We start from the raw sequence: 24,006 nt of genomic DNA on the forward strand, positions 1-24,006 counted from the left end.
CGAATCGGCTGAACGGCGGCTCGCGTTGCGCGTTAGAACAGGTGCTTGATACCCGCAGACACCGCAACCTGATTCGACGTTGTCGAGGGCGACAGGTAGCCGATGTCCGCGACCGCTTGGCGGCCCCACGAGTCCACGCCGCTTGCGTGCTGGTACGCGGCCGTTGCGTACAGTTCGGTGGCCTTCGAGAGCGAGTAGCCGGCGCCCAGGTTCCACTGCTCATAGCGCGCGCCACCACTGCCGTTCAGGTTGCCGCCATTCGTGTAATCGAACGACGTGCCCACGCGCAGGAACGGCGTGACCTGATAACGCACGCTCGCGCCCACCGTACTGAACGAGGCCGTGCCGTGGTAGTTCTGCGTGTTGAGCGAGGCCGTAGCGCCGAGATCGCGGTATTGCGTGTTGGACCAGGCGAGGCCCAGGATGGCCGAGCCGATGGTCCAGGTCGAGGCCACGGCGACCGTTTGCTGCGTGCGCGCGGAGGCGAATCCCGAGATGGACGGATTCGATGCCGGGCTCGTGGCGGAACCGGCCGAGCCGAGATTGTTGCCCGTGGCGCTCGCGTTCGCATTCGTGCCATAGAGCGAGTTGTTCGGATTGCGCGCATTGATGATCGACGCGGCGATCGCAACGCTCGGTCCGGTATAGCTGAAGCCCGTGGACCAGTACTGGTTCTGCGTGAAGTTGCCGGCAATCCCGCCCAGGCTGTATAGCGCGCCAAACCGGAATCCACCAAAGGAGTCCGAACTGTATTTGATCGCGTTATTGATGCGGTGTGTGAAGTTGAGGTTGTCGTAGTCGGCCGGATGGATCGCGAGATTGCCGAAGTACCACGCATAGAGCAGCGGCGACACGTAATCCACCGCGGCGTCGGACTGACGCCCAAGCGACGCGGTGCCGTAGTTCGGTGCGGTGAGCCCGACCCATGCCTGACGGCCAAACAGGGTGCCGCCCTGGCCGAGCGTGCCATTGCTCACGCTAAAGCCGCTTTCGAGCACGAACAGCGTTTTCACGCTGCCACCCAGATCTTCGGTGCCTTTCAGGCCCCAGCGGCTCGAACTCGGGCCCGAGGTGCCGCTGTCGAACTGGGCGACCTGGCCGCCCCCGGTGGGTTTGCCACCGGCGGCCGTTGCCGCTGTTTGCACGTTGTTCGTGTAGGTCACGTTGCCCGTGACGATACCGTACAGCGTCACGCTGCTCTGAGCGTAGGCTGCGGCGGGTGATAGTGCGATGGTAGTGAGCGCGAGAAGTGTTTTTTTCATGGTTGGGGTCTTGTTTTAAAACGTGGTCGAGACTAGACAGCGGCAATCTGGAATGCGTTAGTGCGGGAAGTAATCGGGCAGGCGATAGCCTTTGTAGGTCTCATTGCGCAGGATCGCGGCACGGAACTCCTCCGACCGATAGGCCGCGACGATATCGGCGGTCTCCGGTGAGTTGCGGTTCGCCGATTTGACGACCACTTGATTCACGTAAGGCGAGCGCATTTGCTCGAGCGCCAGCGCTTCGGTCAAACGGTGCCCGCTGGAAATGGCGAAGTTGCCCTGGATCGCCGCGAAATCGACGTCTTCGAGGGCGCGCGGCGCCTGTGCGGTTTCGAGCGGGACGATACGGATGCCAGCAGGATTGGCGACCACGTCGCGCTCGGAGACATCGACAGGATTGGGATTCTCGCGAATGCGGATCCAGCCGATCGACTGGAGAATCTTGAGCGCGCGTTCGAGGTTGACGGGGTCGTTCGGCACGGCGACCGTTGCGCCGGCTTTCACCTCGGAGAGCGAACGATGGCGAGTCGAGTAGAGGCCCATAGGCGGTGTCGGCACTTGTACGACGCCGACGAGATCGGTGCCGTTCCGGTCGTTGTATGCCTTCAGATAGACGGTGTGCTGCATCACGTCCGCCGCGATCTCGTCGTGCCACACCGCCTGGTTCGCTTCGAGCCCGGTGCTGAAATTGACGTACTGAACGGTGTAACCCTTGCGTTTTAGCTGCGGCTCGACGCCTTCGCGGAATTCGTCGGCGTATGGGCCGGGCACGAAGCCTACGCGCAACACGTGAGCGGCATTGTCGGCAGCGTGCACAACCGGCAATTGCAGCGCAAACAGTGCGATAGTGGAAAATACTATTTGGATAACTAATTTATTTATCACGATGGAGGCCTTCGCGGTCTGGGAAGGCCGATTATGGTTGTGAGCCTTTGGGGCGGCCAATATTAAATCGAGATTTACATATCGGCTGGTGACATGGAACGCAAAGCAATACGGTTATCTGCGGCGAGAATTAGAAACGCAGGATTTGATGGTTTTCGCTGCGCCGCGCGGCTTATAACATCGGCTTCTTCCTTATTCACTGTCGCCCTCACGTCGAGACAACCGAGCATGAACGCACGCCGTCACTTCATTCGCATCTCAGCGGGAGCCGCTGCGCTCGCCGCGTTGCCCATGCTCAGCGCGGGTCCCGCGCGCGCGGCCAGCGCAGCGCGTACGTTGCGCGTAGGCAATCAGAAAGGTTATCTGAGTCTTTTGAAAGGACGTGGAACCCTCGAGAAGCGGCTCGCTCCGCTTGGTGTCTCCGTCACGTGGACAGAGTTCGACGCAGGCCCGGTGCAACTCGAAGCGCTCAACGTGGGTTCGATCGACTTTGGCGACGTCGGCGAGGCGCCCCCCATCTTCGCGCAGGCAGCGGGTGCGCCGCTCGCCTACGTCGCGGCCACGGTGCCGCGCCCGCAGTCGGAAGCGGTGCTGGTGCCTCACGCTTCAGCCCTACGCAGTGTGGCGGATCTCAGGGGAAAGACGATTGCGCTCAATCGCGGCAGCAACGTCCACTATTTTCTCGTGAAGCTCCTGCAAGCGCACAGCATCCAGTATGGCGACGTGAAAGTCGTGTTCCTCGCACCCGCCGACGCGCGCGCGGCGTTCGAGCGCGGTTCCATCGATGCGTGGGTGATCTGGGACCCGTTCCTCGCCGCCGCGCAAAAAACCCTCGACGCGCGGATTCTCGCCGACGCGAGCGGCGTGGTCGGCAACCGCGCCTACTATTTCTCGTCGCTCAGCTACGCGAAGCAGAACCCCGATGTCATTAAAATTCTCATTGACGAATTGAGCCAGATCGACCAATGGGGGCAGGCTAACCGGGCCGCGCTCGCCACCCAGCTCGCGCAGTTGTGGGGTCTGCCGAACGATGCGGCTAGCGAGGCAATCGCACGCGTGCAGTTCGGCACGGGCCCTATCACGAAAGCCATTCTTGCGGAGCAGCAGCAGATCGCCGATACGTTCTTTGACCTGAAGCTGATTCCAAAACGCGTGAACGTGCTGGAAGCGGCTGCGCCGGGCATCGTCTAGCGCTCGCCACAACGTATCCACCCCGGCCGCAACGCGCGCGCCGGGGTTTTCTCACACGCCCAGCGCGCGGCGCGCGGCCATGCTCCGCAGCAAACTATTGGACGGCGCGTGAATACGCGCGCACTGCACATTGCGGTGATGGCGTTCAAGCGGATTGTGCCGCGCAATCCCATGATTGCCCGCGAGTTCGAGCGCGATCTCAACGGCCTGAATGGCGTTGTCGACCACCTCGTGCTTGACGAGGGCGGACAGCTCGGCGGGCGCGGTGCCTGCGTCGATCGCCTCGGCATGCGTGCGCAGCAGCCAGTCGTTGCTAGCCAGCCGCATCTCGATGCGCCCCACGTTTTCCTGCACGATGGGAACGGTGGCCAGCGCCGCGCCCCCGAGCGCTGCCGGTTTGCGCTCACTGAGGAAGGCGAGCAGCCAGTCGCGGGCCGCGCGCGCTGCGCCGTCATAGACGGTGCCGACGAGGCTGAAGTACCACGCCGTGGCATGCGGATCGCGCTGCACGCCGAGATGGGCCGGCCGCAAGCCGACAACATCGTCAACGGGAATCGCCACGTCCGTGAACACCACGTCGTGACTCGCGCTCGCCCGCATGCCGAGCGGGTCCCAGGTCTCCACGATGCGCACGCCCGCCGCCTCGCGGGGCACGAGGAAATGGCCGAGGCGCGGCTCGGGCTCGTCCGTGCGTGCGAGCACGTTGATCCACGCGAGCAAGGGTGCGCCCGTCACATAGAGCTTATGGCCCGTGATGCGCCACGTGTCGCCTTCTCGGCGCGCGAGCGTCTCGGGCAGGCCGCCATGCGAGGGCGAACCGAGCGCCGGCTCGACCTGGGCCGCGTTGACGAGCGCACGGCCTTCCACGCTCGCCCGCGTGAGGCGTCGCGCAAGCGCTGCGGGCCAGTGGCCCGTGTTCTCGCGCGCGTCGTGCACGATCATGGCGTGCTGGCTGTAGTGCATCGAGAGGATGAGCGCCACCGACGGATCGCCGTAGGCCACCTCGGCGACAATGGCGCGCGCGAGTGTAAGCCCGGCGCCGAAGCCACCGTCGCGGCGCGCGATATTCGCGCGAAGCAGGCCCGCTTCGCGCAACGCGCGGAACTGCTCGAGCGGCGGGGTGGCGTCGCGGTCATGCTCGTCGGCCACGGCGGCAAACGCGCGGCCCAGCAGCGCCGCGCGCTCGATCAACGCGGCCGCCTGATCGTCGTCGCGCGCGAGCGTGGCGTCTGGCGTGAATGCGTTCACGGTGCACTCCCTGCGTTTAACGTTCGCCGCCCGGCGCACGCGGGTCGGATGCAGCGCCATGGCGCACAATGCGGCCGAAGAACGGGTGGCCCGGGTCATTGAATCCCGGTGTCGACGGATGGCCGCTCGCCACGAGCGAGTCGACGAATGCTTCGTCATCCTCATCGAGACGGTACTGCAACGCGGGCAGATAATCGCGCCATTGCGCCTCCGTGCGCGGCCCCGCAATCGCCGAAGTGATATAGCGGCTGTTGAGCACCCACGCCAGCGCGAATTGCGCAGCGCTGAGCTTGCGCGCGTGCGCATGCGCCTCGACACGCCGCGCGAGTTCGATCGTTTCCGCTCGCCATTCGGTCTCGTTCAGGCGGCGGTCTTGGCGTCCCGCGCGCGTGTCGGCGCCGGGCTGGGCGCCGGGTTCGTACTTGCCGGTCAGCACGCCGCGCGCGAGCGGGCTGTACGAGATCACGCCTAGTCCATAGTGCCACGCGGCGCTCAACTGCTCCGCCTCCACCTGGCGATTGGCGAGGTTGTAGAGGGGCTGGCTCGCGACGGGCCGCGGCACGCCCAGCAAATCGGCTACACGGCTGAACTCGGCAATACGCCATGCGCGATGATTCGACAGACCGTAGTGACGCAGCTTGCCGGCCGCGATCAGGTCGCCCAGCGCGCGCACCGTCTCCTCGACAGGGGTGTGGTGGTCCTCGCGATGCAGATACACGAGGTCCAGGTAATCGGTACCGAGGCGGGCCAGGCTCGCTTCGACCGCGCGGATCACGTGCTTGCGCGACGCGCCGGCTGCGTTGATATCGCGGCTGCCGCTGCCGGGCGAGAAGTCGAACGGGTTGCCGAACTTCGTGGCGAGCACCCAGCGGTCGCGCTGCCGTGCAATATGGCGGCCAACCACGCGCTCCGATTCACCCTGGTGATAGACGTCGGCAGTATCGATCGAATTCACGCCTTGTTCCTGCGCGGCGCCGATGATACGTTCGGCCGTGGCGTCGTCGGTCTGTCCGCCGAACATCATCGTGCCCAGCGTGAGCGTGGAGATTTTCAGGCCGCTATGGCCAAGTTGCCGGTATTCCATGGATTTTCCTTTGTTCATGCAATCAGTGCGACGTGAGCGCGCTTACCGCGAAAGCCAGACATCGGCGAAACTCGCGGCCGTGCCGTCGGGTGAAATGGAGTGGTCGTGCACGCGCTTCGAGGCGAGCGTCACCCACTGCGGCGAGACGAGATTCAGATCCGGCAGATCGCGCTCCAGAATACGCTGGATTTGCGCGAACTGCTGCTTGCGCTTTGTTTCATCGCTTTCTCGCGCGGCTTGTGCAAAGAGGCTGTCGATTTGCGGGTTGCTGTAGTGCGAGCCGTTCGTGAACGGCACGCCGGGGCGGAAATTGTCGGTCGTATACAAGCGCGCCACGCCGACCACCGGATCGAACAGATTGCTCATGCCGTTCACGGTGAAATCGAACTGCCGGTCGGTATAAACGCGCTTCAAATAGGCGGCAAGATCCTGATTGCGGATCGTCACGGCGATTCCCACCCGCGCGAGCGCCGACTTGATGTACTCGCCTGTGCGCGCGGGCAGGTCGCCAATCGGCAGCGGGTCGAGCGTGAGCGCGAAGCGCGTGCCGTCCGCCTTGCGCGGATAACCGGCCTCGTCGAGCAGACGGTTCGCGCGCGCCACGTCGAACGGGTAGGGCGTGGGCGCAGCGTCATAGTAAGGGTTCGACGGCATCAGCGGGCTCGCGGTGGGCGTGGCGTAGCCGTAGTAGATGACCTTGCGGATGACTTCGCGATCGATCGCCGAGGCAATCGCCTGACGCACTTTCAATTGCCCGAGCACGGGATTGTCGAGATTGAACTCGATACGCGCCACGCCCGCCTGAAATTCGTAGCCGCGTGTTTCGATACCGAGCTTCGGGTTGGCCTTGAGGCGATCGAGGTCGGCGAGCGGCACGGGCGTATCGCCGGCGAGATCGACCGAGCCGTCCTCGAACGCCACTGCACGCGCGGCCGGATCGGCGATGATCTTCACGATGATGCGGTCCAGATACGGCTTGCCTGCGTTCCAGTAATCGTCGTTGCGCGCATATTCGATGTAGCTGCCGCGCACCCATTTGACGAAGCGAAACGGACCGGTGCCAATGGGCGCATTATTGGCCGGATTGGCGAGCACGTCCTTGCCCTCGTAAATGTGCTTCGGCAGGATCGGCGTTTCCGAGGCCGAGAACGCGCGAATCAGCCACGGTGTGGGTTCGCTGAGCGTCAGCACGACCGTATAGGGGTCGGGTGTGGCGATCGCGGTGACGTTCGCGAAGGTGGTGCGCGCGCGCGGATGCACCTTGCGCAGCGTGTCGATCGACCACGCAACGTCTGCCGAAGTGAATGGCGCACCGTCGTGCCATTTCACGCCGTGCCGCAGATGAAACACATAGCGGCGGCCGCCATCCTCGATCTCCCATGAAGTGGCGAGCAGCGGCTTCGGCTTCAAATCGAAGTCGTAGTCGAGCAACCCTTCAACCACTTTCGGGCTGACCTTGAGGACATTCACGGCCGTCGTGGCGACGTCCACGAGCGCCGTTGGCTCCGGCATCACCACGAAATTGAGCGTGCCGCCGCGTGTTTGAGCGTGCGCGGCGACGTGCGCGATGACGCTCGCCATGACCAGAACCAGCAGAACGATACGACGTGCCGACGTGCGCAGGAGGAGAGGAATCATCGATTAGGCAAAAAGGCGATCAGAAAGTTGGGAGCGCAAAGGGCCACGCTTCACGAGTTAGCGGGCGAACGCCGCACGACGCGCCAGCGCGGCCTCGAGCGGCGCCGGATCGACCCATTGTGCGAAGTCGAAATCGGCTGCGATAAAACCGTGCTCGAAGAGAAAGCGCTTGAAGTGCTCGAGCGCACCGAGCGCCCCGGCATCCAGCCCGATTGCCAGTTGTCGGTGCAAGCCAGCGCCATACGCGCGCGTCACCCAGTGCTCGGCGCTGCGCACTTCGCGCGCCACATAACGCGTGACCTCGCCGGGGTGCGCATTGGCCCACGCGGCGACGTCGAGCGTGCGTGCGAGCACGCGTTCGACGAGGTCGGGACGCTCTCGCAGGAGTTGGGCGTCAACAGTAAGCGGGCGCGGCGTCCCGTTGTTCGCATGCGCGCGGCGATCGGGATGCGCGCCGATTTCGACCAGCACGCGCGCGCCAATTACGTTGGCGATGTCGAGACCCGTCGCGCCCTTGACGAACACCACGTCGGCTTCGCCGCGCAAGAGCGCCGCGGCCTCGCGTGAAAATTCGTGAGCGCGCTGCGCATCGAGCCATTCGGCAAGCGGTGCCGATTCGTCCGGTTTCGCGTGCGCAAGACCACGAGGCGCATGCGGCAGATCCACCAGTTCGACATCGCCAGGTGAGACGCTGATGGCTTCGAGCAGCGTGTGAAAGCCGCGTAGCGCAGTTGCGCGATGAAAATCGACCACTTCGGCGGCGTGATTGATCGGCAATCCGAATCGACGGCCGGCGAGCGAGGCGCGTGATGGCGTGAGGCGCGGATCGAGTGTAATGAGCGCCTGAAACTCGTCGACCCAGCTCACGCCGATGAGCCGCGTGTCGCTGCCTTGCGCTCGTGCCCACAGCGCTGGAATGTTGCCGCCCTGGCGAAACGACCACGGCTGCGTATGCGTGAAGTGCGAGCGGCGAATCGACGGATCGGCGGCGTCCTGCAACGCCTTCACCTCGATGCCATCGGCGGCGAATTCCTCCTGCAGCAGTCCTTGCTGCGCGGCAATGCCAAATGGCGTCGGCGCAGGGCAACGGGTGTACCAGAGAAGCGTCATGGAGATTCCTCGGTCGCGAATGGGCGCTCGGCGCATAGCGTCTGCGCGGGCAGACTGGAGCGAACGATTATCGGCAAGCGCTTGCTGCGTGGTCAAAGAACGATTCGTGAAATAGGTCCCCGCGCCAGCGTGATTTGCTTTGGCCACAACGTCATGCTGCTTGAATGCACACAATGCAGGCCAACGCAGACAAACGAATAACAAAATGCGAATTCCGTGGTTAGTCGCGGGCAATGCGCTCCCTATACTTTTCCCTTTGGCCAAACGCCTCGAGGCCTGACGAAAAGGAAAACTCAATGTCCGCACTTCCCACTGAACTTTCGCCGAATTTGTCGTTGCAGGACGCGCTCGCCAACTTGCCATCGCTTGCGAACGAAATCGGCAAAGACGCAGCGGCGCGCGAAGGGCGCCGCGAACTGCCATTCGAAGGCTTCGACGCGTTTCGCCGCTCGGGGTTGGGGCGCCTCAGGTTGCCGGTGGAATGGGGCGGTCTGGGCGGCTCGCTCGTGGACGAATTCGACGTGATCGCCACGCTGGCCGCCGCCGACAGCAATCTCGCGCACGCGCTGCGCATTCACTACGATCAGACCGAAGCGCTGCTGCTTTCGGCGCGCACGCCGTTCAACGCTTTGCAGATTCGGCGTGTAATCGACGGTGCGATTTTCGGCGGCGCCTCGACCGAGCTGGGTACGTCGCGTCCGGGCGAATACACCACGGCGCTCAGGCGCGATGGCAAGGATTATCGGCTCGACGGCCGCAAGTACTATTCGACCGGCACGGCCTTTTCCGACTATGCGCGCCTGAGCGTGCTCAACGACGAGGGCCAGCCGGTCGTGGCGATCGTGCCGGTTCGGCGTGATGGGCTCACGGTGCTCGACGACTGGGACGGCATGGGGCAGCGCATGACGGCGAGCGGCAGTCTGGTGTTCGAGAATCTGCTGGTCCATGCGGACGAGATCACGGAACGGGGCCTCGCCACGCTCGCCGGCCGTCATGGCGGCGCGCTGCGGCAACTCCATCTGGTGGCGGTGGCGGCGGGCATCGTTCGCAACGTGGTTGCCGACGCGAAGCGCTACGTGCTGGAGCACGGGCGGCCCGTGCTGCACAGCACGGCGCCCTCTGCGCGCGAAGACGCGTTCATCCAGCAGATCGTCGGCACACTCTCCGCGCATAGCCATGCGATCGATGCGCTCGTGCGCGAGAACGCCCGCACGCTCGATCGATCCGCACAAGCGATCCGCGCGGGTGCGCCAGACGCCGATGCGCTCGTGCTGGAAGGGGCACTGGCCACGGCGCGCACGCAGCTCGTGGTCAGCAAGCTCGCGCTGGAAGCGGGCGAGCGCCTGTTCGAAGCGGGTGGCGCTTCGGCCACTTCGCGTGCGCACAATTTCGACCGGCACTGGCGCAACCTGCGCACGATCTTCAGTCACAACCCGCTGCTGCACAAGGCGCGCGTGGTGGGCGACTACGCCTTGAACGGCGTGACGACGCACCTCACCGAAGGCCGCGTTTTCTGAAATCCATGATTCGAGGAGTGGCCACGAGATGAGCCGAACCGAAACGTCGCGCCAGTTGCATCTGAACGTCAATATCCTGCATTCGGGCTTTGTGCCATCCGCCTGGCGTCTGGCCGATGCCGATCCTCGCGCATTCGTGGACGTGGGGCACTATGTGCGTGTCGCGCAACTTGCCGAAAGCGCGAAGTTCGATGCGGTGTTTCTTGCCGACAATGCCGCGATCATCGACCAGATCGACTTCCGTCCGATTACGGCGCTCGAGCCCACCGTGCTGCTCGCCAGCATCGCCGCGGCGACTACGCATATCGGCGTGATCGGCACGGCTTCGACGAGCTACAACGAGCCGTACAATATCGCGCGCCGCTTCGCCACGCTCGATCATGTGAGCCGTGGCCGTGCGGGCTGGAATGTCGTGACAACGGCCGATTTGCCCTCGGCGCGCAACTTTGGCCACGACGCGGTGCCCGATCACGCGCAACGCTATGCGCGGGCCGCCGAGTTCACGGAACTCGTCAAGGCGCTCTGGGACAGCTGGGAGGACGACGCCTTCGTTGGCGACAAGGCAAGCGGGCGCTTCATCGACGTGACGAAGGTGCGGCCTGTTGCGCACGAGGGGCGCTTTTTCAAGGTACAGGGGCCGCTGAACCTTCCGCGTGCGCCGCAAGGTCATCCTGTGCTCGTGCAGGCGGGCGGGTCGGGCGACGGCCGCGATCTCGCCGCGCGTCACGCGGAGGCCGTCTTCTCCGCGTCGCAATCGTTCGAGGAATCGGCCGCGTACCGGCGCGATCTCAACGCGCGCGCCGCTGCATACGGGCGAACCCAGGGCGTGCAGGTGTTGGCGGGCCTCACCACCATTATCGGCGCGACCGAGGCCGAGGCATTGCGGCGTCGCGACGAACTCGTCGAGCAGATTCCGTGGCGCTACAGCCTCACGCGCCTCGCCGGCACGCTGGGCCTTTCGCCCGATCAGCTCGAACTCGACGCGCGCCTGCCGGATAACCTCGTGCTGCCGGGCGGCGGCAACGGCAATCACACGTTCTTTCACGCGACGATTGCCGAGGCGCGGCGAGGCGGCCACACGGTACGCGAGCTGATCCGCTCGCTCGCGGGCGGCGGCGGCCATCGCGTGATCGTTGGCACTCCAGAGCAGATTGCCGACGATATCGAGCACTGGTTCAAGGGCGGGGCCGCCGACGGCTTCAACCTCATGCCCGACGCACTGCCGGACGGGCTCGAAGCATTCGTGAATGGCGTGGTCCCGATCCTGCAACTCCGTGGACTCTTTCGAACCGAATACGAGGGCAACACCTTGCGCTCGCATCTCGGGCTCGAACGGCCGGGCGGTCGCGAGGCGGAGGCGGGCGCGGCGCTGCAGCACGCCTGAAGCAGTGAGTACGCGGTGCTTCGGGTGCCGCGTACCCACTGTTCAGCGGCGCAACCCCGCCTCGTGCAGCAACGGCAGCACGCGTTCGCCGAAGAAGTCCAGGTCGGGCTGAAAATCGTAGAAGCTCAACTGCACGCCGTCGATGCCAGCCGCGTGAAGTTTGATGATCTTGTCGGCCACCTCTTCGGGCGAGCCCACGATCGCAATGTTGCCGCCCACGGCGCGCGAGGCCGCCTTTGCGCGATCTTCGAAACCGCCTCGCCATGCGTGCGCGTCGCTGTCGAAACGGTGAAAGCTCCCTTCGTCGGCGTGCGCGACGATGGCGTCGTGATAGTCGCGCGCCTCGGCCGAAGTCTCGCGGCAAATCACCATCGGATTGATCAGCGTGCGCACCTCGCGTCCATACGCGCGCGCCGCAGTCTTGACGCGTACGACGTGCGCGGGCAGCGCCTCCAGCGCGCGATCGATCTGCGGGCCTGCCGGGCTCGTGATGAACACCACATCGGAGTAACGCGCGGCGAAATCGATGCCCGCATCGGAGCCCGTCGCGTTGATGAGCAGCGGGCGTCCGTAGCGCGGCTTGGGCGTCACGAACGCGCCTTGCAGCCGCCATCCCGAGAGTTCCGGCTCGAAACTGAAGTTATCCGGTTGCGCCCACAACTGCTGCACGGCGTCGAGAAATTCGGCGGCCATCTCGTAGCGCCGGTCGTGCTCGATGCGGTTCCAGCCGAACATTTCGTGCTCGACCGCACGATGTCCCGTGACCACGTTGATGCCCCAACGTCCGCGCGAGATGTGATCGAGCGTGGCCGTGAACTTGGCGAAGTGCAGCGGGTGCCACGGCCCGTAGAGCACGTGGGTCGTCGCCGCCAGGATGATGCGCTCGGTGCGCGCGGTCAGCGCGGCCAGCGTCATGAACGAGTCGAGCGCATGACCGTCGAACACGCCGCCATAGCCGCCTTTTGGCAGCCATTGCGACAGGGCGAAGACGAGATCGAAGCCGAGCGCCTCGCACTTTTGCACGAGCGCGGCGTTGTAGTCGAACGACCAGTCCGTGCTGCGCGGCAGCGTGGACGCGCTCCATCCGCCAGCCTGGATCGGCAGGAACAGGCCCAGCATGAGCGGCTGCGCGAACGCGCGCGCCACCGGGCTATCGGCAAAGGCAGCGGGGGAGGCCACAGGCACGAAGGGGGTGGCGGCGGTAGATGTGCGCGGCTCGGCCACGGGAATTTCGCTCAAGACAGACACCTTGGAAGTTCGTTGCGGCGCCGGGCGCCTTTGCTGATCAATTGGTTGTTCATTCAATCGATTGATTAAACACGCGCCGCGCGCGAATAACAAAGAAGCTTTTCTGCTTTCCAATTGAGTGGCCGCACTGCTGCATTTGCGGTTCGGTGCGTGAGTTCATATGGATAGCAGCATCGCTTGGTTAGCGCGCGAGAAGGCCGTTGCTACGATTGCAGAACTGTCGCCACGGCGCGAATTGACCGGCTTTCGCAGAGCCCCGCTTTGCCCCATTCATATCGGAACGCATCAGCATGTCACGTTTGACCCGTCGAGAATTTCTCATTGCAAGCGGCGCAGCCGCCGCCACGGCGGGGCTTCCCGCGCTTGCCCGCGCCCAGGGCGCTGTTACGCGCAAACGCGGCGGCACGCTGAACGTGCTGATCAATCCCGAGCCGCCGGTGCTGGTCTCGATCTTCCAGACTACCGGTCCCGCGCTCGCTGCAAGCTCCAAGGTGCTGGAAGGTCTGCTTTCCTACGACTTCGACCTGCACCCCCAACCGCAACTGGCGACCGCATGGACCGTGAGCCCCGATGGTCTGCGCTACACGTTCAAGCTGCGGCAAAACGTGCGCTGGCACGATGGCCAGCCATTTACATCCGAGGACGTGGCGTTCTCGGTCGATCTGCTCAAGGCGATTCACCCGCGCGGGCGCAGTACCTTTGCGAACGTGACGAAAGTGCAGACGCCCGACGCCAGCACGGCCATCATCGAATTGTCGAAGCCCGCGCCATTTCTGCTGAAGGCGCTTTCGGCGGGCGAGTCGCCCATTGTGCCGAAGCACCTGTACGCCTCGGGCGATCCGCTCACGAACCCGCACAACAACGCGCCCATTGGCACGGGGCCGTTTCGCTTCAAGTCGTGGACGCGGGGCGCGAGCATCGTCTACGAGCGCAATCCCGACTACTGGGACGCGGGCAAACCTTATATCGATGCGCTCGTGTACAAGGTCATTCCCGATCCGGCCGCGCGCTCGGCGGCGTTCGAAACCGGCGCGCTCGACCTGGGCGGCGAGAACCCCGTGCCGCTCACCGACTTGCCGCGCCTCACGCAATTGCCGCAGCTCGTGACCGAAACGCGCGGCTATCGCTTTCTCGAGCCGCTGGCCGAGATCGATTTCAATCTCGATCATCCGGTGTTGAAGGACCCGCGCGTGCGCCAGGCCATCGCGCACGCGATCAACCCGCAGGTCGTGCAAAAAACCGTGGCCTACGGCTATGCGGATGTCTCGCCCACGCCCATCACGCCCGCTTCGCCGTATCACGACGCGCAGATCACGCCCTACGCCTTCGACCCGCACGCGGCCGAGGCGCTGCTCGACGCGGCAGGCAAGCCGCGCGGCGCGGATGGCGTGCGCTTCAAGCTCACTCATGATTACCTGCCATACGGCGACATGTACCAGCGCCAGGCCGGCTATGTGAAATCGGCGCTCGCACGCGTGGGGATCGATGTTACGGTGCGCTCGCAGGATCTTCCTTCGTTCCTCAAGCGTGTCTACGCCGACCGCCAGTTCGACTTCACGAGCATCGGCGTGAACACGCTGTTCGATCCAGCTGTGGGCGTGCAGCGTCTTTACTGGTCGAAAAATATCCGGCCCGGTGTGCCGTTCTCGAATGCGCCGCATTACAGCAGCCCGGAAGCGGACCGTCTGCTCGAAGCGGCATCGGTTGAAATCGACGAAAGCCGGCGCGTGAGCCTCTACAAGCAGTTTCAGCAGACCGTTTACCGCGACCTGCCGATTCTCAATCTCGTCGCGCCGCGCATGGTCACGCTCGCCAACCGCCGGGTGCACGATCACACGGTGAGCGCACAGGGCCTGGAAGGCAATCTCGCCGATGTCTGGCTCAGTGCCTGACTGCGCACCGCAACACCCGACGGAGTCCAACGATGAGCCGAAGCGTTCGCTGGCAAACGATCCTGCGCCGCACCGCCTGGCAGGCGCTGCCCACGGTGCTCGGCATCGTGATTCTCAACTTCTTCCTGCTCAAGCTGATGCCGGGCGACGCCGCCGACGTGATCGCGGGCGAAGCCGGCTCCGCGACAACGGAAACGATGACCCTGCTGCGCGCGAAGTTCGGGCTCGACCAGCCCTTGCTCGTGCAGCTCTGGACCTATCTGAAGCATCTCGCGCATTTCAGCCTGGGCTATTCGCCGCGCTACGACATGCCCGTCATGCAGCTGATCCTCTCGCGGCTGCCCAACACCTTGCTGCTGATGGGCGTGGCGCTTTCGCTCGCACTCGTCGTCGGCGTGGCGCTCGGCGCGGTGATGGCGCATTGGGCTGGCAAGTGGCCCGATCGCGTGTTGTCGGTGTGCGCGCTGCTGTTCTATTCCACGCCGGGCTTCTGGATCGGCCTGCTCGCCATCATTCTGTTCGCGGTCCGGCTTGGGTGGCTGCCGAGCGGCGGCAACGTCACGATCGGGGCGAACCTGCACGGCTTTGCCTATGTCGCCGATGTCGCGCGTCACGTGTTGCTGCCCGCCGCCACGCTCGCCACCTTCTTCGTGGCGATCTACGCGCGCATTACGCGTGCCGCGATGATCGAAGTCCAGCGGCAGGACTTCGTGCGCACGGCGCAGGCCAAGGGTCTGCATCCGTGGCGCGTAACGTTGCGGCACGTGCTGCGCAACGCGCTGATGCCGCTCACCACGCTCGTGGGGCTGCATTTCGGCACGCTGCTTGGCGGCGCGGCCGTGACGGAAACCGTGTTCAGTTGGCCGGGGCTCGGCCGCCTCGCACTCGATGCGGTGCTCGCGCGCGACTTCAGCGTGCTGCTGGGCGTGCTGCTCCTGTCGTCGCTGCTCGTGATCGTCGCGAACGTCGTGGTCGATCTGCTGCAGGCGTGGCTCGATCCGCGCGTCAGTTAACGGAGGAACCGCAATGAGTTTCGAATCGCCGGATCTGCCGGTTGAAGCCGGAAGCGCCGCCGCAAGCCAGGGTTCGCCATGGCGGCGCCAGTTGGCGTTTGCGCTGCTTGGCCGCCGTGGCACTGATCGTGCAGGCGCACCCGCGCGGCGCGCCGGGCTTGCTTTCTGGCGCGCGCTGGCGCGCAACCCATCGGCGTGCGCAGGCCTCGCGCTGCTCGCCGCATTCGTGGTGCTTGCCGTGCTCGCGCCGCGGCTCTACCCAGGCGACCCGCTCGACATGGTGGGCGGGCCGTTCGAATGGCCGGGCAGCGACCCGCAGTTCTGGCTCGGCACCGATTCGCTCGGGCGCGACGTGGCGGCCGGCATCGCGCATGGGGCGCGCGTGTCGCTGCTGATCGGCGCGGCGTCCGCTGGCATCGGGCTTGTGATCGGCACGCTGGTGGGGGCGATCGGCGGTTATTTCGGAGGTCTGATCGATGACGCGCTGGTGCGCCTCACCGAACTCTTCCAGACCGTGCCGTCCTTTTTGCTGGTGATCGTGCTCGTGGCGATCGGGCGGCCCAACGTGGTGGTCATCGCGCTCGCCATCGGCATTGCCTCGTGGCCCACGGTCGCGCGTATCGTGCGCGCGGAGTTTCGCACGCTGCGGCGCTCGGACTTCGTGCTCGCGGCGCGCAGCCAGGGGTTCAGCAATACGCGCATCATTTTTGGCGAGATCCTGCCCAATGCGTTGCCGCCGGTCATCGTCACGGCTTCGGTCATGGTGGCGAGCGCCATTCTGATCGAGTCGTCGTTGTCGTTCCTCGGCATGGGCGACCCGAATGTCATGAGCTGGGGGGCGATGATCGGCGCCGGACGCGATTCGCTGCGCACGGCGTGGTATCTCACGGCGATTCCCGGCGCGGCCATCGTCCTCGCCGTGCTCGCCCTCAATCTGCTCGGCGACGGCCTGACCGAGGCCCTCAATCCGCGGCAACGGCAACGACCGTAAAGGTGTCTCGTGAGCCAACTGCTTGAAGTACGCGATTTGCGCGTAAATTTTGGGGCGCACGAAGCGGTGCGCGGCGTGAGCTTCGACATCGCGGCGGGCGAGACGCTCGCGCTCGTGGGCGAGTCGGGCAGCGGCAAGTCCGCTACGGCGCTTTCGCTCATGCAGCTCGTTCCCGAGCCCGGGCGCGTGACGGGCAGCGTGCGCTTCGAAGGGCGCGAGCTGCTGGGCTTGCCGCCCAAGGCGGTGCGCGAGTTGCGCGGCAAGCAGATCTCTATGATCTTTCAGGAGCCGATGACGTCGCTCAATCCGGTGCTTTCGGTCGGCGAGCAGGTCGTGGAGACGCTGCGCCAGCACGAAGCACTGTCGCGCCGGAGCGCTCGTGCGCGCGCCGTCGAATTGCTCGATCTCGTGCGCATTCCCGAGCCACAGCGCCGCTTCGACGACTACCCGCACGAGCTATCGGGCGGGCAGCGCCAGCGCGTGATGATCGCGATGGCCGTGGCGTGCCGCCCCCGTCTGCTGATCGCCGACGAACCCACCACGGCGCTCGACGTGACCATCCAGGCGCGCATTCTCGAATTGCTCGACGCGCTGCGCCGCGAGCTGTCGATGTCGCTGCTGCTGATCACGCACGACCTCGGCGTCGTGGCCGATCATGCTGACCGCGTAGCGGTGATGCTGGCCGGGCGCAAGGTCGAGGAAGCGCCTACCCAGGACCTCTTTGCGCACCCGCGTCACGCGTATACGCAAGGGCTCCTGAGCGCTTCGCTCAATCTGGCCGACGATCTGCACTACCGGTCGTGGACTTTGCCGGAAATCCGGCATACGGCACCGGCAGAAGGCGAGGAGGGCGGCTTCGTGGTGGTGCCGCGCAAGGTGCCCGAGCACGCAGCGCCGGGCGTGCGGGCGGCGCGCGCGGCGCCGCTGCTCGCCGTGCGCGATCTGCGCGTGGCGTACCCTCAGCGCCGTGGCGCGCCGCCGCTTCACGCCGTAGACGGCGTGTCGTTCGAGATTGGCCGGGGCGAGTCGGTCGGGCTCGTGGGCGAATCGGGCTGCGGCAAGTCCACGCTTTCGCGCGCGATCATGCGCCTCGTGCCGGTTGCAAGCGGCTCGATCGCGCTCGACGGCACCGATCTCGTCGCGCTGCGCGAGCGTGCGTTGCGGCCCCTGCGGCGCCAGGTGCAGATGGTTTTTCAGGATCCCTATGCATCGCTCAACCCGCGCCGTACCGTGGGCGACATTCTCGAAACCGTGCTGGCCGTGAATGGCGAGGGCGACGCGGCGGCGCGCCGCGCGCGCGTTCGGTTGGCGCTTGAGCGCGTGGGTCTTCCCGCGGCAGCGCTCGCGCGCTTTCCACATGAATTCTCGGGCGGCCAGCGTCAACGCATCGGCATTGCCCGTGCGCTCGTGCTCGAACCCGCCTTGCTGATCTGCGACGAGCCGGTATCGGCGCTGGATGTCTCGATCCAGGCGCAAATCCTCAATCTGCTCGTCGAACTCAAGCGCGAGCTGGGGCTTTCCATGCTCTTCATCTCGCACGATCTTTCGGTCGTGCGCTATATCGCCGATCGTGTGCACGTCATGCAGCAGGGCAAGATCGTCGAGAGCGGCGACCATCAGGACATCTGGCGCGCGCCAAGGCATGCATATACGCGCACGTTGCTCGCCGCGATTCCGGGGCGCGAGCTGGAGGCCGAAGCGGCTTGACGCGCGAGCAGTGGCACATCGCGCAGCAAGGTTGCGCTGCTAGTGCTTCAATGAGCGCTGCGCCGCCTTAGCCGATTGGCCTCCGATCAACCGCCCATTCTGGCCCCTATGACGAATCCCACCGAAATCAAGGCCCTCGTATTCGACGTGTTCGGCACCGTCGTGGACTGGCGCAGCGGTGTGGCGAGAGAAGCCGCCGCTTTTCTGCAGCGCCACGCGCCGCAACTCGACGCTTTCGAGTTCGCCGATGCCTGGCGTCGCGAGTATTCGCCCTCGATGGAGGAAATCCGCAGCGGGCGTCGGCCATACGTGCGCCTCGACGTTCTGCACCGCGAGAACCTCGTGAGGGTGCTGGAACGCAGCGGCATCGCCGGAGTAACAAACGCAGAGATCGACGCACTCAACCTGGCCTGGCATCGTCTCGATCCGTGGCCGGATGCGCTCGGCGCGCTGACCCGCCTGAAGCGCCGCTACATCATCGCGCCTTTGTCCAACGGAAATATCCGGCTCATGGTGGATATGGCGAAGCGCGCCGGTTTGCCGTGGGACGCGATTCTCGGCGCCGAAGTGGTCCGCGCCTACAAGCCTTCACCGCAGGTGTACAGCGAGACGGTGGACATTCTGGGGCTTGCGCCAGCCGAACTGTGCCTCGTCGCGGCGCACAACGGCGACCTTGCCGCGGCGCGCCGGCTCGGTCTTTCGACCGCGTTCGTCGTGCGGCCGACCGAGCATGGACCCGGTCAGAAAACGGACCTGAAAGCGGAGCAAGCGTGGGACTTCGTCGTGGACGATTTGAACGAGCTTGCGAGTCAGCTTGATGCCTCGATAGATTGAGCTTTAATGGTATTTGCCATGGAGGGCGTCTCTCGGGATCAGGGGCTATATGCGCTGCACAAATTGTGGCTTCGAATGCCGCGAGGGCGCGAGATTTTGCGAGCAGTGCGGCACCCAGGTCGCTCACACTGCGTCGCCCCCATTCCCGGTCGATTACACGCCTTCGCACCTGGCTGAGCAGATCCACGCCGCGCAGGCGGCCCTCGAAGCGCGTGGCAAAGCGCTCAGTGAACGTAAGACGATTACCGCCTTGTTTGCGGACATGGCCGGCTCGACCGCACTGATCTACGGGCTGGACCCGGAAGAGGCTCACGGGCTGATCGCGCCGGTCCTCGAATTGATGATGGAGGCCGTCCACCATTACGAGGGTTTTGTGGCGAAATTGCTCGGCGACGGCATTCTGGCCTTGTTTGGCGCGCCGATCGCCCACGAGGACCATGCGCAGCGCTCGCTCTATGCGGCGCTCAGAATGCAGCAAGCCATGCGCCGTCATAGCGACCGCATTCGCCTCGAGCGCGGCATTCCCCTGCAGATACGCGTGGGGGTCCACACCGGCGAAGTGCTCATGCGGTCCATTCACAAGAACGACTTGCAAGCGGACTATGACCCGGTTGGCAACGCGATCCACATCGCCTCGCGCATGGAGGCCATTGCGACGCCCGCGTCGATATTGGTGAGTCAATCCACTTACCGGCTGACCGAGGGCTATTTCGAGTTCAAGGCCTTAGGGCAGACACAGGTCAAAGGCGTGGCCGAACCGCTTGCCGTGTATGAGGTGCAGGGGCCCGGTGCGCTGCGCACACGTCTTCAGGTGGCGGAGCGGCGCGGTCTGGCCCGATTCGTCGGACGCGCGCCCGAACTCGAGACATTGCGCGCGGTGCTCGATGCGACCCGAACCGGGCAATGCCGCATCGTCGGCGTGGTGGGCGAGGCGGGTGTGGGGAAATCGCGGCTCTTTCACGAGTTCAAACGCTCGGCGCTAAAACGCTGCCTCGTGGTGGAGACCTTCTCGGTTTCGCACGGCAAGTCGTTCGCGTACTTGCCGCTCATCGAATTGCTGAAAAACTACTTTCAGATCACAGCGGAAGACGACGAACGGCGAAGCCGCGAAAAGGTGACAGGCCGTGTGCTTGCCCTCGAACGCAAGCTGGAGGACGGGGTGCCTTATCTGCTCCATCTGCTGGCGGTTGGCGAAACCAGTCCGGCCCTCGCGCAAATGGATTCGCAAATCCGGCGCGAGCGCACGTTCGAAGCCATCACGCAACTCTTCGTGCGCGAAAGCGCGAACGAACCCGTCGTCCTGGTGTTCGAGGACCTGCAATGGCTCGACAGCGAGACGCAAGCCTTTCTCGCTTACCTGGTCGAGCACGTATCGAGCGGGCACCTTTTGTTGCTGCTGAACTATCGCCCGGAGTATCAGCATGAGTGGGGCGGGCGCAGCGGGTACACGCAGTTGGCGCTGGAGCCGCTGGGTCGTGCCGATGCACAAGGGCTCATCAGCGCGCTCGTCGGCGACGATCGAACGCTTGCCGGGGTCAAGCAGCACGTGCTCGACAAAACGGAAGGCAATCCGTTTTTTATCGAAGAAGTCGTCCAGACCCTGGCCGAAGAACACGTGCTGGTGGGCGAACCGGGTCATTACCGGATGGAAGCGGCGCCGCTCGCGCTACATATTCCGACTACGGTGCAGGGCGTGCTGGCTGCGCGGATCGATCGCCTGCAGGCCGCAGACAAAGCGTTGTTGCAAACGCTCGCGGTGATTGGCAAGACGTTCCCGGCAAATCTTGTCCAGTATGTCGTCGACCTGCCGGACGACGAGCTCTATGCGAGCTTGTCACGTCTGCAAGCGGGGGAGTTCATTTACGAGCAACCGGCGTTTCCGGAGGTGGAATATGGCTTCAAGCATGCCTTGACGCAGGAAGTGGCGGGCAGTTCCCTGCTTGCCGAGCGGCGCCGGCTTTTGCATGCACGCATCGGCCAGGCGATGGAGACGCTTTTCCATGACCGTCTCAAGGACTACTGGAACGAGCTCGCGCATCACTATAGCCTCAGCGCCAACGTACCGAAGGCGGTCGAGTATTTGCAGAGCGCCGGTCAACAGGCGTGGCAACGTTCGGCTACCGCCGAGGCGCTTCGCCAGCTTGGCATGGCGCTGGATCTGCTCTCGGGCATGCCGGAAACGCCCGAACGCGCCGATCGTGAACTCGCGCTGCTGCTTGCTATCGGGCCGGTCTTGATGGCCGCGAGAGGATGGGCTTCGCGCGATGTGGAAGCGACGTATTCGCGTGCGCTGGATTTGTGCAGGCAGGCTGGGCGAACACCGCATTTGTTCCGCGTTCAAACCGGTCTGCGGATGTTCTATCAGTTGAGCGCGGAATATAAAACGGCCAAAGAGATCGCCGAGCAGCTGCTCGAACTGGCAGCGCGCGCGAACAATCCCACGCAAGTCATGGAAGCGCATTATCTGCTCGGCATGAGCTTGTTCAGGCTCGGTGAGCTCTCCAGCGCGCATACCCACCTTGCCGGCCTGGCGACATCATCGTTACTGCAGGACTCAGGGCAGCTCGATGAAGAGATTTTTGCGCACGGGCGGGATCCGCGCAGCGTGGGCGAAGGCAGCCTGGGCCTCGTCCTTTGGCATAGGGGCTACCCGGACGCAGCGCTAAGGCATGCTGAACAAGCGATCAGTCGCGCGCGTTCGATGCACGATCTGGTCAGTCTCGGCCAAACGCTCATTTTCAAGGCCGAGCTTCACCAATTACGCCGCGAAACTGCGCAAACGCATGCCTGCGCCGAAGCCGCCATCGCCCTTGCGACGGAGCAGGGCTTTCCCATGATTCTCGCGTGGGCGACCATGCTTCACGGCTGGGCGCTATCGGAGGCCGGAGAAAAAGAGGAGGGGATTGCGCAAGTTCGCCGCGGACTCGCCGACTACGAAGCAACCGGTGCTCGCCTTGGCCGCTCGTACTTTCTGGCATTGCTGGCCCAAACCTATGCAAACGCGGGCTTGTGCGACGCCGGGAAACATGCGCTGGTCGAGGCAATGGCGGTTTGCGAAACGTCGGACGAACGCTATCACGAGCCCGAGTTGCATCGGCTCAAAGGCGAGTTGTCGCTGCTCTGCGCAGGGCTTTCGAGCGTCGCACCCGTGGACCGCGACGCGGCGCAGGCGAACTTCAACGAAGCCATGGCGATCGCTCGCCGCCGGGGCGCCAGATCGCTCGAACTTCGCGCGGCATTGAGCCTGGCAGCGCTTCATGCGCAAGCGGCACGCGCGCGTGAGGCGCGCGAGACACTCGCCCCAGTGTATGCATCGTTCACAGAGGGGTTCGAAACGGCGGACCTGCGAGCAGCCAGGCACTGGCTCGACACGCTCGCCTAGAACGCCAAGCGGTCGTCGCAGGCGCTGCGGCGCGGTATCTCAGGAAAGCATAGGGGCAGGCCAACGCCGAAGCGTTAGTCTGCCCATGCCGGTTCGCCGCTTACGCGGCGATCCGGTCTCGCGATCGCCGTCCCGCTACAGGCGACGGATCACGCATGGCCGTGTTAGAAGCGATGGCGGATACCCACGGTCGCCACGGCTTGCGAGTTCGAATCCGACGCGGAAACGCCCATGATGTCCGCGTGAATCTTCCCTTCGCCATCCACCACGCGTTGATACGCGGCTTCCGCGTACAGGTCGGTGCGCTTCGAGAGCGCGTAATCGCCTTGCAGCGTGAACTGATGGAACTTCGGATTCACGCCTTCCAGGCTCGCGTCCGTGTACGTATAGGCGCCCGACACCGTGAACGCAGGCGTAAACGCGTAGCGGCCATTGATTTCGTAGTTGGCGAAGCGCGCGCTGTCGCCCGCGAGCGAAGTCGTCGTGCCCGCGTTCGCGGAGTTGATGGCCGTGAGATTGTTCAGCTGCGTTTGCGTGAACACGAAGCCCACGTTGGCCGCGCCGAACGCGTAGTTCAGGCCCGCGCCGTACGTGCGCTGACGCGAAGCCGTGAAGGTGGCGTCGTCGCTGACCGCGCCGCTGCTGTTGATGGTCGAACCCGAGTTGTTGAGCTGCAGGTAGCCCGCGCCTGCCGTGAGGCCGCCAAACGCGTAGGTGGCGCCGAGGCTGTATGCGCGGTTGCTCGCAAAGCCGCCTGCGTCGTTCGAGAAGCCGTACAGCGCGTTGAACTTGAGGCCGCCGTAGTTCACGCTCTGGTACTTGAGCGAATTGCTCACGCGGAACGAGTTGTTGAGGTTGTCGTTGTCGTACGGGTGTGCAGCGAGCGTGCCGCCGTATTGCGTGCCGTTCAGCGACAGTGCGCCCAGGTTGTCGACCACGCTGTCGTACTGACGACCCAGCGTGAGCGCGCCGGCCTGTTCGCTCGAAAGACCGACGAACGCTTGACGGCCAAACATGCGGCTATTTTGCTTCGCCGCGCCGGTCGAAATGCTGAAGCCGCTCTCGAGCACGAAGATCGTCTTGAGGCCGCCGCCCAGGTCTTCGCTGCCGCGCAGGCCCCAACGGCTGCCGTTGAGCGCGCCGCTCGTCTGTTGCACGTTCGAGCTGCCCGACTGGTTGCTCGTGTACAGGACGCCGGCGTCGATCAAGCCGTAAAGCGTAACCGAGCTTTGCGCGTGCGCCGCGCTGGCGAAAGAGGCTGCAGCGACTGCGAGAGCGGATAGGGTGTTCTTTTTCATCGTGACTCCATTGCTTTGTATTTCGCTCGAAAGAGAGCGAGCGCGGAGCATAACGCGATATAGCGAGTGCATTTCGGAATTTGTGGCATACATGCCACGATTACTGGCTAACCGTTTCTTACTTGTTCCGGCTTATTACTTCCGCACCAGAAATGATAAAAATATCAGCCAAATCAAGGGTTTTTCGCAATCCAGCATGGTGGATAGAACGCACGGTTTTCCGTATTTTTATCGTAATTTAGAGAAATATTCGAAGATTCCGCATCCACGAATATTACAGTGAATGAATACCGCGAAGAAATGCATGTTATTCAACGAATCG

At 64.3% G+C, this 24,006-nt stretch carries 17 protein-coding genes; 9 read left to right on the forward strand and 8 right to left on the reverse strand.

The annotated features are described in order from the left end of the window. Nucleotides 1–32 precede the first annotated feature (32 nt). Together U5A58_RS23265 and U5A58_RS23270 are read right to left on the reverse strand one after the other, a co-directional pair. Complete coding sequence (locus tag U5A58_RS23265) at nt 33–1,262, reverse strand: porin (protein WP_321915781.1); 1,230 nt, start codon at nt 1,260–1,262, stop codon at nt 33–35. A 57-nt stretch (nt 1,263–1,319) separates the two neighbouring features. Then, nucleotides 1,320–2,129, reverse strand: coding sequence for a MetQ/NlpA family ABC transporter substrate-binding protein (locus U5A58_RS23270; RefSeq protein ID WP_415774281.1), 810 nt, complete (start codon nt 2,127–2,129; stop codon nt 1,320–1,322). 246 nt (nt 2,130–2,375) lie between these two features. Between U5A58_RS23270 and U5A58_RS23275 the strand changes: the two genes are divergently transcribed. After that, a complete protein-coding gene (locus U5A58_RS23275; protein ID WP_321963179.1) occupies nt 2,376–3,338 on the forward strand; it encodes a sulfonate ABC transporter substrate-binding protein in 963 nt (320 codons plus the stop codon). A 51-nt stretch (nt 3,339–3,389) separates the two neighbouring features. Here the strand turns inward: U5A58_RS23275 and U5A58_RS23280 are convergent, their stop codons facing one another. The 4 genes from U5A58_RS23280 to U5A58_RS23295 all read right to left on the reverse strand — a co-directional run bounded on the left by U5A58_RS23280 (nt 3,390) and on the right by U5A58_RS23295 (nt 8,418). Beyond that, the gene (locus U5A58_RS23280; RefSeq protein ID WP_321963180.1) at nt 3,390–4,586 is read right to left on the reverse strand and encodes an acyl-CoA dehydrogenase family protein; all 1,197 of its coding nucleotides are present in this window, start codon (nt 4,584–4,586) and stop codon (nt 3,390–3,392) included. Nucleotides 4,587–4,602: 16 nt separating this feature from the next. Further along, nucleotides 4,603–5,670 (reverse strand): aldo/keto reductase, encoded by a 1,068-nt coding sequence (locus U5A58_RS23285; RefSeq protein ID WP_321963181.1) that lies wholly within the window; start codon nt 5,668–5,670, stop codon nt 4,603–4,605. A 42-nt stretch (nt 5,671–5,712) separates the two neighbouring features. After that, entirely contained in the window at nt 5,713–7,251 is a 1,539-nt protein-coding gene (locus tag U5A58_RS23290) for an ABC transporter substrate-binding protein (RefSeq protein WP_415774282.1), read from the reverse strand. A 114-nt stretch (nt 7,252–7,365) separates the two neighbouring features. After that, entirely contained in the window at nt 7,366–8,418 is a 1,053-nt protein-coding gene (locus tag U5A58_RS23295; protein WP_321963183.1) for an ABC transporter substrate-binding protein, read from the reverse strand. Between the two features lie 296 nt (nt 8,419–8,714). Here U5A58_RS23295 and U5A58_RS23300 point away from each other — a divergent pair, with 296 nt between their 5' ends. Further along, nucleotides 8,715–9,935 carry an acyl-CoA dehydrogenase family protein gene (locus U5A58_RS23300; protein ID WP_321963184.1) on the forward strand — a complete coding sequence of 407 codons (1,221 nt, stop codon included), beginning with the start codon at nt 8,715–8,717 and terminating at the stop codon, nt 9,933–9,935. Nucleotides 9,936–9,963: 28 nt separating this feature from the next. After that, nucleotides 9,964–11,319, forward strand: a complete 1,356-nt coding sequence (locus tag U5A58_RS23305; RefSeq protein ID WP_321963185.1) for an LLM class flavin-dependent oxidoreductase — start codon at nt 9,964–9,966, stop codon at nt 11,317–11,319. A gap of 42 nt (nt 11,320–11,361) precedes the next feature. Here the strand turns inward: U5A58_RS23305 and U5A58_RS23310 are convergent, their stop codons facing one another. Continuing rightward, on the reverse strand, nt 11,362–12,558 hold the full coding sequence (locus U5A58_RS23310; RefSeq protein ID WP_415774279.1) for an LLM class flavin-dependent oxidoreductase: 1,197 nt from the start codon (nt 12,556–12,558) through the stop codon (nt 11,362–11,364). Nucleotides 12,559–12,857: 299 nt separating this feature from the next. Between U5A58_RS23310 and U5A58_RS23315 the strand changes: the two genes are divergently transcribed. The 6 genes from U5A58_RS23315 to U5A58_RS23340 all read left to right on the forward strand — a co-directional run bounded on the left by U5A58_RS23315 (nt 12,858) and on the right by U5A58_RS23340 (nt 22,386). Continuing rightward, nucleotides 12,858–14,459, forward strand: a complete 1,602-nt coding sequence (locus U5A58_RS23315; RefSeq protein ID WP_321963186.1) for an ABC transporter substrate-binding protein — start codon at nt 12,858–12,860, stop codon at nt 14,457–14,459. A gap of 32 nt (nt 14,460–14,491) precedes the next feature. Further along, nucleotides 14,492–15,472, forward strand: coding sequence for an ABC transporter permease (locus U5A58_RS23320; RefSeq protein WP_321963187.1), 981 nt, complete (start codon nt 14,492–14,494; stop codon nt 15,470–15,472). Between the two features lie 13 nt (nt 15,473–15,485). Further along, entirely contained in the window at nt 15,486–16,463 is a 978-nt protein-coding gene (locus tag U5A58_RS23325; protein ID WP_321963188.1) for an ABC transporter permease, read from the forward strand. 9 nt (nt 16,464–16,472) lie between these two features. After that, the gene (locus U5A58_RS23330) at nt 16,473–18,170 is read left to right on the forward strand and encodes an ABC transporter ATP-binding protein (RefSeq protein ID WP_321963189.1); all 1,698 of its coding nucleotides are present in this window, start codon (nt 16,473–16,475) and stop codon (nt 18,168–18,170) included. Nucleotides 18,171–18,278: 108 nt separating this feature from the next. Further along, complete coding sequence (locus U5A58_RS23335) at nt 18,279–19,004, forward strand: haloacid dehalogenase type II (protein WP_321963190.1); 726 nt, start codon at nt 18,279–18,281, stop codon at nt 19,002–19,004. A 49-nt stretch (nt 19,005–19,053) separates the two neighbouring features. Beyond that, the gene (locus U5A58_RS23340) at nt 19,054–22,386 is read left to right on the forward strand and encodes an AAA family ATPase (RefSeq protein WP_321963191.1); all 3,333 of its coding nucleotides are present in this window, start codon (nt 19,054–19,056) and stop codon (nt 22,384–22,386) included. A gap of 164 nt (nt 22,387–22,550) precedes the next feature. Here U5A58_RS23340 and U5A58_RS23345 read toward each other — a convergent pair whose 3' ends face one another. Continuing rightward, on the reverse strand, nt 22,551–23,684 hold the full coding sequence (locus U5A58_RS23345; protein ID WP_321939304.1) for a porin: 1,134 nt from the start codon (nt 23,682–23,684) through the stop codon (nt 22,551–22,553). Nucleotides 23,685–24,006 lie beyond the last annotated feature (322 nt).

The sequence above is a fragment of the Paraburkholderia sp. J7 genome, from assembly GCF_905220155.1.
In the GTDB taxonomy this organism is placed as follows: Bacteria; Pseudomonadota; Gammaproteobacteria; order Burkholderiales; family Burkholderiaceae; genus Paraburkholderia.